This window comes from Micromonospora sp. NPDC005299, assembly GCF_042872345.1.
Lineage (GTDB): Bacteria > Actinomycetota > Actinomycetes > Mycobacteriales > Micromonosporaceae > Micromonospora.
Genome location: NZ_JBIAKG010000006.1, coordinates 456,645 through 471,529 on the forward strand (window position 1 = coordinate 456,645; position 14,885 = coordinate 471,529).

Sequence of the window (14,885 nt, forward strand, 5' to 3'; positions counted from 1 at the left end):
TCGTGACCAGCACAATGGGTGGGGTGGACGACAAGAGCCTGACCGAGAACAGCGCCCCCGCCAACCGGACGAGCCTCTGGGGAGGCCGGTTCGCCGGCGGCCCCGCCGAGGCGCTCGCGCGGCTGTCGGTGAGTGTCCAGTTCGACTGGCGCCTCGCCCCGTACGACATCGCCGGCTCCCGGGCGCACGCCCGGGTCCTGGCCGGCGCCGGCCTGCTCGACCCCGAGGAACTGGGGAAGATCCTGGCCGCGCTGGACGACCTGGAGGCCGCCTGCGCCTCCGGGACGTTCCGGCCCACCGTCGACGACGAGGACGTGCACACCGCCCTGGAACGCGGCCTGCTGGAGCGGCTCGGCAGCCTCGGCGGCAAGCTGCGCGCCGGCCGCTCCCGCAACGACCAGGTCGCCACCGACCTGCGGCTCTACCTGCGCGACCACGCCCGCGGCGTGGCCGCCCGGCTGGTCGAGCTGGCCGAGGCCCTGGTCGAGCAGGCGGAGCGGCACGTGGACACCGCCGCGCCCGGCATGACCCACCTCCAGCACGCCCAGCCGGTCACCTTCGGGCACTGGCTGCTCGCCCACGTGCAGCCGCTGCTGCGGGACCTGGAGCGGCTGCGCGACTGGGACCACCGGTGCGCCGTCAGCCCGCTCGGCGCGGGCGCGCTCGCCGGCTCCGGCCTGCCGCTGGACCCGGTGGCCGTGGCCAAGGAGCTGGGTTTCCGCACGTCCTTCGCCAACTCGATGGACGCGGTGGCCGACCGGGACTTCGTGGCCGAGTTCCTCTTCGTCACCGCGATGGTCGGCGTGCACCTGTCCCGCCTCGGCGAGGAGGTGGTGCTCTGGACGTCGCAGGAGTTCGGCTGGGTCGAGCTGGACGACGCGTTCGCCACCGGATCGTCGATCATGCCGCAGAAGAAGAACGCGGACATCGCCGAGCTGGCCCGGGGCAAGTCCGGCCGCCTGGTCGGCGGCCTCATGAGCGTGCTCACCATGCTCAAGGGCCTGCCGATGACCTACGACCGGGACATGCAGGAGGACAAGGAGCCGGCCTTCGACGCGGTCGACACCCTGGAGCTGCTGCTGCCCGCCCTCGCGGGGATGATCTCCACCATGACGGTCAGGGTCGACCGCCTGGTGCCCGCCGCGCCGGCGGGTTTCTCGCTCGCCACCGAGGTCGCCGACTGGCTGGTCCGCCGGAACGTGCCGTTCCGCGAGGCGCACGAGATCACCGGCAGGCTGGTGGCGCTCTGCGTGGCCCGCGACTGCGCCCTGGACGAGGTCTCCGACGACGACCTGGCCGCGGTCAGCGAGCACCTCGACCCCTCGGTGCGGGACGTGCTCTCGGTGCGCTCCGCCCTGGCCGCCCGGACCACCCCCGGCTCCACCGGCCCCGGACCGGTGGCCGACCAGCTCGCCGCGGCCGCGGACAAGCTGGCCGGCTGGCGGGACTGGGCCGCCGAGCAGGTCGTGCCCCGCTGACCCCGACGGCCCCGCGCGGTGGCCCGGCCGCCGCGCGGGGTCAGGCCGTCGGTCGCTCGCGCTTGGGCAGCTTCGCCACCACCGCGTCGTACGACCCGTCGACCGCCTCGATCAGCTCCTCGTCCGGGATGCTTCCGTCGAGCCGCAGGGTGTTCCAGCCCGAGCGGCCGATGTAGGGGGAGGAGCGGGCGTCGTCGGGGAACCGGTGCAGCCACTCGTCGGCCACCTCCCGGGACGGGCCGCACTTGAGCCCCACCCGGGCCTCGCCCTCGGGTGCGCCGAGGAAGGCGAAGATCCGGCTGCCGACCTTGACCACCTCGTCGCCCTCCCACGGCCGGTCCAGCCAGGCGCCCGGCTTTGCCAGGCAGTAGGACAGCATCTCCTCGCGCCTCATCGCATCCCTTCCGTGCCGTTCACCGGCACAGTCTCACCCGCGGCTGTGACAGTCTGCCGTTGCGAGGTCAGTCGCCGGTGCCGGTGCGGACCGTGAGTCGTTCGTAGCGCTGCCGGGCCGCCTGCGCGCTGCCCAGCCCCAGCCCGAAGGCGATCGCCTGCCAGGTCAGACCCCGGCCGCGGGCCACCTGCAGCAGGCCCGCCTCCAGCGCGTCGACCTCGGCGCGCACGTGCGGGATCAGGGTCAGCGCGGCCATCAGGTCGGCGTGGTCGACCGGCTCCTCGCCCTCCGCCAGCTCCGCCCCGCCCGCGAGCGCCATCACCAGCGTCGCCGCCTCGTAGGCGTCGGGGACGTCGGGGTGCGCGTAGCGCCGCCGGCGGGCGTCGGTGCCGGCGTGCCGCTCGGCGATCCGCAGCAGGGCCGCGTAGTTGCGGTGGGCCCGGGCCTGGGCAGCATCCGGAGCGGTGAACGGGTCGTTGTCCATCGTGACCATGTCGTCGATTCCACACCCTTGAACGACATTTTGTCAACAGCCCGTTGAAAGCAATTCGTGCTCGCCTCTCGGGTCCCGCTAGGGTTTCCCGGTGACCACGACCGACCTCTCCGACCTGCTCGCCGGCCCGGTGGTTCCCGCCGCCCGCGGTCTGCTCGGCTGCCGGCTCAGCGGGCACGGGGTCACCGTCCGGATCACCGAGGTCGAGGCGTACGCCGGCACCGCCGGCGACCCGGCCTCGCACGCCCACCGGGGCCGCACCCCGCGCAACGCGGTGATGTTCGGCCCGGCCGGGCACGCCTACGTCTACTTCACCTACGGCATGCACTGGTGCGTGAACGTGGTGACCGGACCGGACGGCGAAGCCTCGGCCGTGCTGCTGCGCGCCGGCGAGGTGGTCGACGGCCTCGACGCCGCCCGGGAGCGCCGCCCCGCCGTACGCCGGGACGTGGATCTCGCGCGCGGGCCGGCCCGGCTGTGTGCGGCGCTCGGCATCGACCGGTCCGTCTACGGCGCCGACCTGCTCGGCGACGGCCCGGTGCGGCTGCGGCCCCCGCTCGCGCCGGTGCCCGAGGCGGCGGTGACCGCCGGGCCCCGGGTCGGCGTCACCGGCGCCCACGACGTGCCCTGGCGCTTCTGGATCACGGGCGACCCGACGGTGAGCGCGTACCGCCGGCACATGCCCCGGGCCCGGCACTGACCCGACGCTCGGCGCGCCGGGTGGGAATCCTGTCGGTGGGTGTGGCGATAATCACCGCACCCATCGACGAGGGAGGACCGGCATGACGACGCTGCTCGCGATCGGCACCGGCAAGGGACTCTTCCTGGCCACCAGCCCGGACCGGCGCGGCTGGGCGGTGAGCGGCCCGCACTTCCCGATGACCGGGGTCTACGCGGTCGCCGTCGACAAGCGCCCCGGCCGGCCCCGACTGCTGGCCGGCATGACCAGCTCGCACTTCGGCCCCAGCGTGGCCACCAGCGACGACCTGGGTGACTCCTGGCAGGAGCCCGAGCAGGCGCCGGTGGCGTTCCCGGCCGACACCGGCGTCAGCCTGGGGCGGGTCTGGCAGCTCACCCCGGCCGGCCCGGACCAGCCCGACGTGGTCTGGGCGGGCACCGAACCGTCCGCGCTCTTCCGCTCCGAGGACGGCGGGCGCAGCTTCAGCCTGGTCCGGGCGCTCTGGGACCATCCACACCGGGAGCGGTGGGGCGCCGGCTTCGGTGGCCAGGCCGTCCACAGCGTGCTCCCACACCCGGGCGACGCGGGCCGGATGGCGGTGGCGATGTCCACCGGCGGGGTCTACCGCACCGAGGACGCGGGAGTCAGCTGGGCGCCTGGCAACACCGGGATCCGGGCCTACTTCCTGCCCGACGAGTGGCCCGAGTTCGGCCAGTGCGTCCACAAGATCGCCCGGGACGCCGGCGACCCCCAGCGGCTGTACGCGCAGAACCACCACGGGGTCTACCGCTCCGACGACGACGGGCGCAGCTGGACCTCGATCGCCGCCGGCCTGCCCAGCGACTTCGGCTTCCCGATCGTCGCCCATCCGTCCCGCCCCGGCACCGTCTACGCCTTCCCGCTGACCGCCGACGGCGAGCGGTTCCCGACCGACCGGCGCTGCCGGGTCTACCGCTCGGCGGACGCCGGCGAGAGCTGGGAGCCGCTGACCGCCGGCCTGCCCGACGGGCCCTTCTATCCCTCGGTGCTGCGCGACGCCATGTGCGTCGACGACCACGACCCGGCCGGCGTCTACTTCGGCACCCGCTCCGGCGAGGTCTACGGCAGCGCCGACGAGGGCGATTCCTGGTCCCTGGTCGCCGCGCATCTGCCGGACGTGCTCTGCGTCCGGGCCGTGGAGGTCTGAGTGGTCACGGTGCTGCTGCCCGGCCCGCTCCGGAGCGAGACCGGCGGCGAGGGCCGCCTGACCGTGGCCGCCGCCGGCTCGCTGCGGGCGGTCCTCGACGAGCTGGCCACCACCTGGCCGCGGCTGGCCCGCCGGATCCGCGACGAGCGCGGGGAGCTGCGCCGCTACGTCAACGTCTACGTCGACGGCGAGGACTGCCGGCACACCGGCAACCTGGAAACCATGGTCCCCGAGGGCGCCGAGGTCCAGATCCTTCCCTCGGTGGCCGGCGGCTGACGCCGCCGGGGGAGCGTCGGGGTGGAATAGTTGCTTCGTCAAATATGTTGTGCGGAGCGATTCCGGGCCGGGGCGGTCCGGACCCCACGCGAGGAGCTGGTCATGCAGTTCGGGATCTTCACCGTCGGCGACGTCACGGTCGACCCGACCAACGGGCGGCTGCCGTCCGAGCATGAGCGGATCAAGGCCATGGTGGCCATCGCGCTCAAGGCCGAGGAGGTCGGGCTCGACGTGTTCGCCACCGGCGAGCACCACAACCCGCCGTTCGTGCCGTCGTCGCCCACCACCATGCTCGGCCACATCGCGGCCCGCACCGAGCGGCTGCTGCTGTCCACCTCGACCACGCTGATCACCACCAACGACCCGGTGAAGATCGCCGAGGACTACGCGATGCTCCAGCACCTGGCCGACGGCCGGGTGGACCTCATGATGGGCCGTGGCAACACGGGGCCCGTCTACCCGTGGTTCGGGCAGGACATCCGCAACGGCATCCCGCTCGCCATCGAGAACTACGACCTGCTGCACCGGCTGTGGCGGGAGGACGTGGTCGACTGGAAGGGCCGGTTCCGCACCCCGCTCCAGTCGTTCACCTCGACCCCGCGCCCGCTCGACGGCGTGCCGCCGTTCGTCTGGCACGGCTCGATCCGCAGCCCGGAGATCGCCGAGCAGGCCGCGTACTACGGCGACGGCTTTTTCGCCAACCACATCTTCTGGCCCAAGGAGCACACCCAGCGGATGGTCGGCCTCTACCGGCAGCGCTTCGCGCACTACGGCCACGGCTCCGCCGACCAGGCCATCGTCGGCCTCGGCGGCCAGGTCTTCGTGCGGAAGAACTCGCAGGACGCGGTCCGCGAGTTCCGGCCGTACTTCGACAACGCCCCGGTCTACGGGCACGGGCCGTCGCTGGAGGAGTTCACGCGGGAGACCCCGCTGACCGTGGGCAGCCCGCAGCAGGTCATCGACCGGACACTGGGCTTCCGTGAGTACGTCGGCGACTACCAGCGCCAGCTCTTCCTCATGGATCACGCCGGGCTGCCGCTGAAGACCGTCCTGGAGCAGCTCGACATCCTCGGCCAGGAGGTCGTCCCGGTGCTGCGCAAGGAGTTCGACTCGCGGCGTCCCGCGCACGTGCCCGAGGCGCCGACCCACGCCTCGCTGCTGGCCGCGGCAGGCGGCGCCAAGGACAGCACGGTCCACGCCGTCGACGACGTGACCGGCAAGGCGCCGGAGGAGGGCCGATGACGCGCCGCACCCTGGCCGTGGTCTCGGCCGGCCTCGGCCAGCCCTCGTCGACCCGGCTGCTCGCCGACCAGCTCGCCGCGGCCGCCCGCGACGAGCTGGTCCGGCGCGGCGCCGAGGTGGAGATCCGTACGGTGGAGCTGCGCGAGCATGCCCACGACGTCGTGAACCACCTGCTCACCGGCTTCCCGCCGGCCGCCCTGCGGGCGGCGCTGGACACCGTCGCGGGCGCGGACGGGCTGATCGCGGTCACCCCGATCTTCAACGCCTCGTACAGCGGCCTGTTCAAGTCGTTCTTCGACGTCGTCGAGAAGGAGGCGCTGGCCGACCGGCCGGTGGTGATCGGGGCCACCGGCGGCACGGCCCGGCACTCGCTCGCTCTGGAGCACGCGGTCCGGCCGATGTTCGCGTACCTGAGGGCGGTCGTGGTGCCGACGGCGGTCTTCGCCGCGCCGGAGGACTGGGCCGGCGACGGCGGCGACAGCGCCCTGCGGGCCCGGATCCGGCGCGCCGGCATCGAGCTGGCCGAGCAGGTGGACCGCCGTCCGGCGGCGACCGGCCCAGCCGACCCGTTCGCGCTCACCACCAGCTTCGCGGACCTGCTCGCCGGCCGCGACCCGGCCTGACCCCGGAGCCGGCCGGCGACCTCAGTCGTCGGCCGGCTCGTACAGGTGAGCCACCAGCACCGGGCAGTGGGCGTGCTGCACCAGCGCCTGGCTGACCGAGCCGAGCAGCAGCCCGGCGAAGCCACCCCGGCCCCGGGAGCCGACCACCACCAGCGCCGCCTCCCCGCTCGCCTCGATCAGCGCCTGCTCCGGGGAAGCGCCCCGCGCCGGCCGCTCGACCACGCTCAGCACCGGGTGGTCCGTGCGGATCCGGGCGGCCGCCCCGGCCAGCAGCTCCGCCGACTCGGCCTGCGCGGCGGCGGTGGCCTCCGCCGCGGCGTCCGGCGCCACCGCGCCCCGCTCCGACGTGCGGACATGCACCAGCACCAGGTCGGCGTCCCGGCGGACCGCCTCGTCGGCGGCGAGCCGGACGGCGTACGCGGCCGACTCCGACCCGTCCACCCCGACCAGCACCGGCCCCCGTACCGGGATGGGCTGCTCCGCCGGGCGAACCACCAGTACCGGGCAGTGCCCGTGCTGCGCCACCTGGTTGCTGACCGAGCCGAGCAGCAGCCCGGCGAAGCCGCCCACGCCCCGGCTGCCCACCACCACGAGCTCCGCCCGGCGGGACTCCTCGATCAGGGCGGCGCCCGGGCCACCGGCCACCTGGCGCACCTCCACCCGCAGGCCCGGATGCCGCTCGACCAGCTCGGCGGCCACCTGCTCCAACATCTTCTGCGCCTCCTCGGTGGGCGCCGGCACCCCGAGGTCGTACGGGTTGAGCGGCACGCCGTAGCCGAGCGGGTGCAGGTAGCCGTGCACCAGGTGCAGCGGCCGGGACCGAGCCACGGCGGCCCGGGCGGCGTGTTCGGCGGCGGTGAGACTGGTCGACGATCCGTCGACGCCCGCCACGACAGGTCGGTTCATCGGCATCCCTCCGGTCGGCTCCGCCCATTGTCGACGACGCCCCGCCCTGCGGCGCCTCAACCCGGCGGGCCGGCCGAGGGGAAGTGGCCGCCGAGGACCGTGGACGGACGTGGGGATCGAGCTCACCACCCGCTTCAGGAGCGTCGTGGTGGGCCGGCTGCACGCGTCCCGGGTGCGGCTGCCGCACCTCTACGGCTGCCGGGCGGCGCCCCCGCCGGCCGGCTGACCCACCGCATGCCGGTGGACGACCAGGTCGTCCACCTCCAGCCGGCCGATCCGCAGCTCACGGATCACCGCCCGACGGATGGCCAGACGGGCGATCATCAGCCGGCCGATCGCCACCGCGCCGATCGCCGCCGCGGCGAGCGCCAGCGGCGCGGCCGCCGTCGGGCCCAGGGCACGCGGGCCGGCCGCCGTCGGGCCGACGACAGAAGCCCGGACGGTACGCATCGGAAATGCCCGACTCCGCGGGCGCTGAAGCATCCTGTTCATCCGTGGATCCTCTGACCCCACCCGGTTCGTCCGGCACCGACTTCGGCGCCGATCCATCGGCCGAGTGACGTGACCACGCCCGTCAGCGGACTGTCTCGTATCGGCCCCACAGTCCCCCCGGCGGAGCCGGACCGGGCCGGACATCCCGGTCCTGTCGGTGGGCCCGCGTATCCTCCGGCGGTGACCAGTGAGGTGCGGCTCCGCCCGGTGCGCGACGACGACCTGCCCGCGTTCTTCGCCCACGAGCAGGATCCACAGGCCACCTGGATGGCCGCCTTCGGCCCGAAGGACCCGGCCGACCGGGCCGCCTTCGACGCCCACTGGGCGCGCATCCGGGCCGACCCCCGCATCGTCCTGCGCACCGTGACCGTCGGCGGCGCCGTGGTCGGGCGCGTGGCCGCCTTCCCCGTGGGGGAGCGCACCGAGGTCAGCTACTGGATCGACCCGACCCGCTGGGGCCGGGGCCACGCCACCGCCGCGCTCGCCGCGCTGCTGCGCGAGCTGCCGCAACGGCCGGTGCACGCCCGCGCCGCCAAGGACAACGCCGCCTCCCTCGCGGTGCTGCGCAAGTGCGGCTTCGTCGTGGTCGGCGAGGACTCGGGATACGCCGAGAGCCGCGGCGCCGAGGTCGAGGAGTACGTCCTGGAGCTGCCCGCCGCGCCGGCTGACCAGGGCGACCACTAGTCTCCCCGGGGTGAACTGGCTGGAACTCGTCGGCTGGGCCGGCTCCGCGCTGCTGGTCTGGTCGCTCCTGCAGACCCGCATCCTGCGGCTGCGCGCGCTCAACCTGGTCGGCTGCCTCATCCTGATCGGCTACAACGCCGCCGTGCACGTGTGGCCCATGGTCGGGCTCAACGTGGTGCTCGCCGTGATCAACGTCTGGTACCTGCGGACGATGCTCGCCACCCGGCACGACGCGCAGACCTACGAGGTGGTCGAGGTGGGCACCGGCGACGCCTTCCTGGCCCACACCCTGCGGGTGCACGCCGCCGACATCGCCCGGTTCAACCCCGACTTCCGCTGGGACCCGGGCGCCGCCGACCGCTCGGCGTTCCTGGTGGTCCGCGCCGACGAGGTGGTCGGCGTGGTGGTCTCGCACGCGGAGGCCGGCGGGGTGGCCCAGATCGACCTGGACTACGTGACCCCGCCGTTCCGCGACTTCACCCCCGGCGAGTTCGTCTACCGGCGCAGCCGGCTGTTCACCGACCGCGGCTTCCGCCGGGTGGTCAGCCCGCGCGGCATGGTCGCCCCCTACTACCACCGGCTCGGCTTCCGGCCGGAGGGCGACGCGTACGTGCTGGACCTGCCCGCCACCACCTGACCCGCGACCGGAGGATTGCGCGGCCCGCCCGCGGGGCACTGAGGGGCGACGCCGCCCGGGCCACGGTCGGCGACGGGTAGCCATCTGGGCCGGCCCGGGTCGGTTCGAGGGGGAGAGAAGCGGGCGTGCAGAGCTACTGGAGCCAGCTGGCCCTGGTCGGAGTTCTGGTGATCGTCAACGCGGCCTTCGCCGGCAGCGAGATGGCCCTGGTCTCGCTGCGCGACAGCCAGCTCCAGCGGCTGGAACGCGGCAGCCGGGCCGGCCGCACCCTGGCCCGCCTGGCCAAGGACCCCAACCGGTTCCTGGCCACCATCCAGATCGGGATCACCCTGGCCGGCTTCCTGGCCTCCGCCGCCGCAGCGGTGTCCCTCGCGAAGCCCCTCGTCCCGCTGCTCGGGGCGTTCGGCGACGCCGCCGAGACGGTCGCCATCGTCGCGGTCACCCTGGCGCTGACCTTCGTGACCCTGGTCTTCGGCGAGCTGGCCCCGAAGCGGATCGCCATGCAGTCCGCCGAGCGGTGGGCGCTCGTCGTGGCCCGCCCGCTCGACCTGCTGGCCAGCGTCACCCGACCGGCGGTCTGGGCCCTCGGCGCCACCAGCGACCTGGTGGTCCGCCTGTTCGGGCTGAACCCGAAGCACGAGCCGGACGAGATCGGCCCGGACGAGCTGCGCGACATCGTGGCCGGCAACCACGGCTTCACCAAGGAGCAGCGGACCATCATCGCCGGCGCCGTGGAGATCGCCGACCGGCAACTGCGCGCGGTGCTCGTACCCCGGTTGCAGGTCTTCACCCTCGACAGCGGGACGACCGCGGAGGCCGCCCGGCTGGTGCTCGCCGCGACCGGCCACTCCCGGGCGCCGGTGGTCCGGCACGGCGGCCTGGACGACGCGGTCGGGGTGATCCACCTGCGCGACCTGGTCGGCGTCCCCGACGACCGGCCGGTGGACGAGATCGCCCGGCCGCCCATGCTGCTGCCCGACTCGCTGCCGGTGGTCGACGCGCTGCGCCAGTTCAAGGCGGAACGCCAGCACATCGCGCTGGTGGTCGACGAGCGCGGCGCCGTCGACGGCATCGTCACCCTGGAGGACATCCTCGAGGAGATCGTCGGCGAGATCTACGACGAGACCGACCGGGACCTCGGCTCGATCCGCACCGAGGAGGACGGGACGCTGGTGCTGCCCGGCACCTTCCCGGTGCACGACCTCACCGACCTCGGCGTCGACCTGCCCAACCGACCGCCCGGCGACTACACGACCATCGCCGGGCTCGTGCTCATCTGCCTCGGGCACATCCCCACCGTGGCGGGGGAGCGGGTCCGGGTCGACGGCTGGGACCTGGCCGTGGGCGGCGTCGACCACCACGCCATCACCGAGGTCCGGGTCCGCCGGCACGCCCGCCGCGACCGCATCGAGGACGCCGACGCCGACGGCGCGCCGGTGCTCGACAAGGCCCGCGGCTGACCCTCAACGCCGCTCGGCCGGCGGGCCGAACGGGAAGCCCGGCACCGGCGGGAGCAACTGCACCGAGTCGGCGGGCACCTGGCGGGTGCTGCGCCCCAGCACCTGGGTGATCGCGCGCAGCAGCCACGGCCCGGACGGGTGCCGCTCCGGCCCGATCAGCCGGCTCGTGACGCGGGTCCACCAGTGGCCCGCGACGATCACGTCGGTGATCCGCAGCCGCTCCGGTGGCCAGCCGCCCCGCACCACCACGTCGACCACCCGGCCCAGCCGCTGCCCGTGCAGGTCGTACGCGGTGCGGCCGAGCAGCTCACTCGCTCGCACGGTGCGCTCCGGGAATCCGGTCGATCAGGTGCCGGCGCAGCCAGGACTCCACCGGCGAGGGCGGCAGGTCGGCCGCCGGGCAGCGCAGCCGTACCACGCTGTCGACCCGGTCGACCTGGGTGAGCGCGACGCGCAGCGGCGGCACCGGCGGGTCGTCGGTGAACCGGTCGGCGACGGCCACCAGCAGCCGCCCGATCCGGCCGCCGATCCGCTGCCCGAGCGCCGCCTGCCCGGTGAGCAGGCAGTCCACGTACGGGTAGCCGTCGTCGTCGACGGCGAACGCGATGTCGTCGACCCGGCCGACCAGCCGGCCGTCGACGTCGACGATCTGCCGGTCGAGCAACTGCTTGGCGAGCTGGATCCTCATCGCCCCATCCTCGTGATGATCGCCAGCGGGATCGCCGCCACCGAGGCGGCGACGATGAGCAGCAGGAACAGCGCCCCGAGCAGGTTCGTCCACCACCCGTTGACCCGGTCGCCGAGGTAGTTGCGGTCGTTCGCCACCACCAGGATCGGCAGGTAGGTCAGCGGCAGCACCACCGCGCTGAGCACCAGCATGTACTCGGTGAGCCGGATGGGGTCCACGCTGGTCATCAGCAGCAGCACCCCGAGCAGCAGGCCGACCAGCAGCACGCTGTGGAACCGGGCCGCCTCCCGCGGGCTGACCCGCTTGCCCCACTGCCAGCCGAAGTACTGCGACGCCGCGTACGCGGCCGACAGGCCGGTCTCCAGCGCCGCGCCGAAGGTGACCGCGAAGAACGCCAGCACGGCGGCGGCCAGCCCGGCCCCGCCCAGCGCGGTCACCACCGGCCGCGCCACCGCGTCGAGGGTGTCCGGCGGGGCCCCCGACGGCTGGTACGCCACCGTCGCCACGGCGATCAGCGACAGCGCCAGGAAACCGCCCACCGGGAAGCCGATCAGCACGTTCGAGCGGGCGTGCGCCAGGTCGGCGGCGCTCCACCGCTCCTCGACCCCGCCGGAGGAGAAGAAGAAGACCTCGTACGGGCTGACCGTCGACGCGAACAGGGCCACCGCCACGAACCAGTACACCGACCAGCCGGCCCCCGCGGAGCCGACCGCCAGCGCCCCGTGCCCCAGCTCCGCCCAGTCGGTGGGCAGCGCGAACAGCGCGACCGCGAAGACCAGCAGCGACAGCCCGGCCAGGCCGAAGACCCGTTCCATCAGCTCGAAGCGCATCCGCCACAGCACCAGCCAGACCGCCACCGCGGCCACCGGCACCCAGAGCAGGTGGCTCAACCCTGTGGCGAGCTGCAGCGCCAGCGCCACCCCGCCCAGCTCCGCGGCCAGGGTGATCACCGTGACCAGCCAGGAGGCGACCAGGTTGAGCAGCGCCACACGCGGCCCCAGCCGCTCCCGGACCAGGTCGAACACCGCCCGGCCGCTCACCGCCGCGATCCGGCCGGCCATCTCCGCGTACGCGCAGATGCCCACCACCCCGACGAGGAGCACCCAGGCGTGGGCCATCCCGAAGCGGGCACCGGCCTGGCTCGCCGCCACCAGGTCGCCGATGTCGACGAAGCCGCCGACGGCGGACAGCACGCCGAGCGTGGCGGCGAAGAGCTTCCTCACGTGGGGTCGGGAGTGGCCGGGCTCATCGACGCGACGATATCCGCGTCAGATCCCCGTTTTGGGGCGAATCGACCAGCCCGGGATCAGGCGGCGGTGAGGTTCTGCAGCCGTACCTGGCCGCGGGAGACCAGCCGACCACCCTCGTCGGTGATCTCCACCAGCCAGAGCTGCTGGCTGCGGCCGCGATGGATCGGGGTCCCGACCGCGGTCAGTTCGCCGTCGCGGACGGCGCGCAGGAAGTCGGTCTGGTTGGAGACCCCGACCACCTTGCCCTTGTCACCCAGCCACAGGGCGCCGCCGATGCTGGCCGCCGTCTCCACGACCGAGCAGTAGACCCCGCCGTGCTGGATCCCGTACGGCTGGTGCAGCTCGGGACGGACCTGCCAGCGGATGACCACCCGGTCCCCGGTCACCTCGTCGAACTTCAGGCCCAGCAGGGCGACGAAGCCCCCGGTCACGTCCGGCATCTCCACGGTGGCCCCCTCCTGTCGGTGGATGCGCCAGCCTAGTCGCCCGTCGTCGGCAAACCCGGTACGGGCCGGGGCCGGCGATGGGGGAGAATCGGTGACCGTGACGGACAGCAACCTCCCGCAGGGGCGGGACTCCCTGACCGAAGACCTGCGGTGGCGGGGCCTGATCCAGGACTCGACCGGCCTCGACGAGCTGCGCGAGCTGCTCGACGGCGGGAGCACCACCTTCTACGTGGGCTTCGACCCGACGGCGCCCAGCCTGCACGTCGGCAACCTCATGCAGGTCGTGATGGCCCGCCGGCTCCAGCTCGCCGGGCACCGGCCGCTGCTGCTGGTCGGCGGCGCTACCGGCCAGATCGGCGACCCGAAGGAGAGCGCCGAGCGCACCCTCAACCCGCCCGAGGTGGTGGCCGGCTGGGTCCAACGCATCCATGACCAGCTCGCGCCGTTCGTCTCGTACACCGGGGAGAACGCTGCCCAGCTGGTCAACAACCTGGACTGGACCGGCGAGATGTCGGTGGTGGAGTTCCTGCGCGACGTCGGCAAGCACTTCCCGGTGAACAAGATGCTGGCCCGCGAGGTGGTCCGGGCCCGGCTGGAGACCGGCATCAGCTACACCGAGTTCAGCTACCAGCTCCTCCAGGCCAACGACTTCTTCGAGCTGCACCGCCGGCACGGCTGCCAGCTTCAGTACGGCGGCTCGGACCAGTGGGGCAACATCACCGCCGGTGTCGACTACATCCGGCGTCGCGGCGCCGGGCCGGTGGAGGCCTTCACCACCCCGCTGGTCACCAAGTCCGACGGCACCAAGTTCGGCAAGAGCGAGACCGGCGCCGTGTGGCTCGACCCGGAGATGACCAGCCCGTACGCCTTCTACCAGTTCTGGGTCAACGCCGACGACCGGGACGTCACCCGCTACCTGCGGTACTTCAGCTTCCGCTCCCGGGAGGAGCTGGAGGAGCTGGAGAAGGCCACCGCGGAACGGCCGCAGGCGCGGCTCGCCCAGCGGGCCCTCGCCGAGGAGCTGACCACGCTGGTGCACGGCGAGCGGGAGATGGCCCAGGCGGTCGCCGCCAGTCAGGCGCTCTTCGGACGCGGCTCGCTCGACGAACTGGCCCCGGAGACCCTGCGCGCCGCGCTCACCGAGGCCGGGCTGGTGCACCTCGATGAGCTGCCCGACGTCGCGGGCCTGCTCAAGGAGTCGGGCCTCGTGCCGAGCATGAAGGAGGCCCGGCGGGTCATCGCCGAGGGCGGCGCGTACGTCAACAACGCGCGCATCGCCGAGGTGGACGCCACGGTGTCGCCGGCGGACCTGCTGCACGGCCGCTACCTGGTGCTGCGCCGGGGCAAGCGGAACTTCGCGGGCGTTGAGCTGGGCAGATAGCCCTACGTCGACGGTGTGACGCGGGACGCGCCCGGCGGATTTGACGATCAATCCGCTGGGCGCGTAGCTTTTCCTCTGCCAGCGCGGAACGGACGAAACAGGGCGAAAGACCTGGAGGCCGGAGCGCGGGAATGACGGCCGGGCGAGGATGGTTGACTCCATCGGATCCTGGACCGGGCGGTGCCCCAGATTCGCCGAAAGGCGGATTTGGCGAGGCGGAACCGACCGGGTAAGGTTGTCGACCGGCAGGGACACGGACGAGCGAGCGGGAAACCGCGGCGGCCGTCCTGCCGAAATCCACGAAGCGCCCGGCGCGAGCCGGTTGAATTGTGGTGCCCGGTAAAGGGGTGGAAGCGTGACAAACCGCGAAACAGCGGTTTGACACCGCAGAAACCACCGGGTAACGTAGTAAAAGTGCCCGGCGCGAGAGCGGCGGGTGTGGGACGAATGAAATGCCCCGGATGGGGGCCTCGCAGTGCGGGGTTTCCGATGGTGTGTGGTTGTTCTTTGAGAACTCAACAGGGTGCTTGATAAGCCAGTGCCAAATTGATTTATACCCCGGACTGGTCA

The 14,885-nt window shown here is 73.3% G+C and carries 18 protein-coding genes; 10 read left to right on the forward strand and 8 right to left on the reverse strand.

The window, feature by feature from the left end; genetic code table 11:
• Positions 1–14: 14 nt before the first annotated feature.
• Positions 15–1,478, forward strand: coding sequence for an argininosuccinate lyase (argH, locus tag ACFYPD_RS20370; protein WP_387115632.1), 1,464 nt, complete (start codon positions 15–17; stop codon positions 1,476–1,478).
• A 40-nt stretch (positions 1,479–1,518) separates the two neighbouring features.
• Here the strand turns inward: argH and ACFYPD_RS20375 are convergent, their stop codons facing one another.
• Both ACFYPD_RS20375 and ACFYPD_RS20380 read right to left on the reverse strand, forming a co-directional pair.
• Positions 1,519–1,872 carry an MmcQ/YjbR family DNA-binding protein gene (locus tag ACFYPD_RS20375; RefSeq protein WP_387115541.1) on the reverse strand — a complete coding sequence of 118 codons (354 nt, stop codon included), beginning with the start codon at positions 1,870–1,872 and terminating at the stop codon, positions 1,519–1,521.
• A 67-nt stretch (positions 1,873–1,939) separates the two neighbouring features.
• Entirely contained in the window at positions 1,940–2,365 is a 426-nt protein-coding gene (locus tag ACFYPD_RS20380) for a DNA-binding protein (RefSeq protein ID WP_355060823.1), read from the reverse strand.
• A gap of 91 nt (positions 2,366–2,456) precedes the next feature.
• On the opposite strand from ACFYPD_RS20380, the gene ACFYPD_RS20385 reads away from it, so the two are divergent.
• From ACFYPD_RS20385 to ACFYPD_RS20405, 5 genes are all read left to right on the forward strand, one after another.
• Positions 2,457–3,065 carry a DNA-3-methyladenine glycosylase gene (locus ACFYPD_RS20385; RefSeq protein ID WP_387115544.1) on the forward strand — a complete coding sequence of 203 codons (609 nt, stop codon included), beginning with the start codon at positions 2,457–2,459 and terminating at the stop codon, positions 3,063–3,065.
• Positions 3,066–3,147: 82 nt separating this feature from the next.
• Positions 3,148–4,230 carry a WD40/YVTN/BNR-like repeat-containing protein gene (locus ACFYPD_RS20390; protein ID WP_387115546.1) on the forward strand — a complete coding sequence of 361 codons (1,083 nt, stop codon included), beginning with the start codon at positions 3,148–3,150 and terminating at the stop codon, positions 4,228–4,230.
• Complete coding sequence (locus tag ACFYPD_RS20395) at positions 4,231–4,506, forward strand: ubiquitin-like small modifier protein 1 (RefSeq protein ID WP_387115549.1); 276 nt, start codon at positions 4,231–4,233, stop codon at positions 4,504–4,506.
• A gap of 102 nt (positions 4,507–4,608) precedes the next feature.
• Entirely contained in the window at positions 4,609–5,748 is a 1,140-nt protein-coding gene (locus ACFYPD_RS20400; protein ID WP_387115552.1) for an LLM class flavin-dependent oxidoreductase, read from the forward strand.
• Positions 5,745–6,371 carry an FMN reductase gene (locus ACFYPD_RS20405; protein ID WP_387115555.1) on the forward strand — a complete coding sequence of 209 codons (627 nt, stop codon included), beginning with the start codon at positions 5,745–5,747 and terminating at the stop codon, positions 6,369–6,371. Before ACFYPD_RS20400 ends, ACFYPD_RS20405 begins: the two co-directional genes overlap by 4 nt.
• 21 nt (positions 6,372–6,392) lie before the next feature.
• On the opposite strand, the gene ACFYPD_RS20410 is transcribed toward ACFYPD_RS20405, so the two are convergent.
• Positions 6,393–7,283, reverse strand: a complete 891-nt coding sequence (locus ACFYPD_RS20410) for a universal stress protein (protein ID WP_387115558.1) — start codon at positions 7,281–7,283, stop codon at positions 6,393–6,395.
• Between the two features lie 183 nt (positions 7,284–7,466).
• Positions 7,467–7,727 (reverse strand): hypothetical protein, encoded by a 261-nt coding sequence (locus ACFYPD_RS20415; RefSeq protein ID WP_387115561.1) that lies wholly within the window; start codon positions 7,725–7,727, stop codon positions 7,467–7,469.
• A 222-nt stretch (positions 7,728–7,949) separates the two neighbouring features.
• Between ACFYPD_RS20415 and ACFYPD_RS20420 the strand changes: the two genes are divergently transcribed.
• From ACFYPD_RS20420 to ACFYPD_RS20430, 3 genes are all read left to right on the forward strand, one after another.
• The gene (locus ACFYPD_RS20420) at positions 7,950–8,453 is read left to right on the forward strand and encodes a GNAT family N-acetyltransferase (protein WP_387115565.1); all 504 of its coding nucleotides are present in this window, start codon (positions 7,950–7,952) and stop codon (positions 8,451–8,453) included.
• 10 nt (positions 8,454–8,463) lie between these two features.
• Positions 8,464–9,090 carry a hypothetical protein gene (locus ACFYPD_RS20425; protein WP_387115568.1) on the forward strand — a complete coding sequence of 209 codons (627 nt, stop codon included), beginning with the start codon at positions 8,464–8,466 and terminating at the stop codon, positions 9,088–9,090.
• A 125-nt stretch (positions 9,091–9,215) separates the two neighbouring features.
• The gene (locus ACFYPD_RS20430; protein WP_387115571.1) at positions 9,216–10,550 is read left to right on the forward strand and encodes a hemolysin family protein; all 1,335 of its coding nucleotides are present in this window, start codon (positions 9,216–9,218) and stop codon (positions 10,548–10,550) included.
• Positions 10,551–10,553: 3 nt separating this feature from the next.
• Here the strand turns inward: ACFYPD_RS20430 and ACFYPD_RS20435 are convergent, their stop codons facing one another.
• The 4 genes from ACFYPD_RS20435 to ACFYPD_RS20450 form a co-directional block, all read right to left on the reverse strand.
• Complete coding sequence (locus ACFYPD_RS20435; RefSeq protein WP_387115574.1) at positions 10,554–10,871, reverse strand: PRC-barrel domain containing protein; 318 nt, start codon at positions 10,869–10,871, stop codon at positions 10,554–10,556.
• Positions 10,858–11,238, reverse strand: coding sequence for a hypothetical protein (locus ACFYPD_RS20440; RefSeq protein WP_387115577.1), 381 nt, complete (start codon positions 11,236–11,238; stop codon positions 10,858–10,860). Before ACFYPD_RS20440 ends, ACFYPD_RS20435 begins: the two co-directional genes overlap by 14 nt.
• Entirely contained in the window at positions 11,235–12,461 is a 1,227-nt protein-coding gene (locus ACFYPD_RS20445; protein WP_387115580.1) for an NRAMP family divalent metal transporter, read from the reverse strand. Before ACFYPD_RS20445 ends, ACFYPD_RS20440 begins: the two co-directional genes overlap by 4 nt.
• 83 nt (positions 12,462–12,544) lie before the next feature.
• Positions 12,545–12,928: a PaaI family thioesterase gene (locus ACFYPD_RS20450; RefSeq protein ID WP_387115635.1), complete on the reverse strand. Its 384-nt coding sequence runs from the start codon at positions 12,926–12,928 to the stop codon at positions 12,545–12,547.
• Positions 12,929–13,031: 103 nt separating this feature from the next.
• Between ACFYPD_RS20450 and tyrS the strand changes: the two genes are divergently transcribed.
• The gene (gene tyrS, locus ACFYPD_RS20455; RefSeq protein WP_387115638.1) at positions 13,032–14,315 is read left to right on the forward strand and encodes a tyrosine--tRNA ligase; all 1,284 of its coding nucleotides are present in this window, start codon (positions 13,032–13,034) and stop codon (positions 14,313–14,315) included.
• The last annotated feature ends 570 nt before the right edge of the window (positions 14,316–14,885 follow it).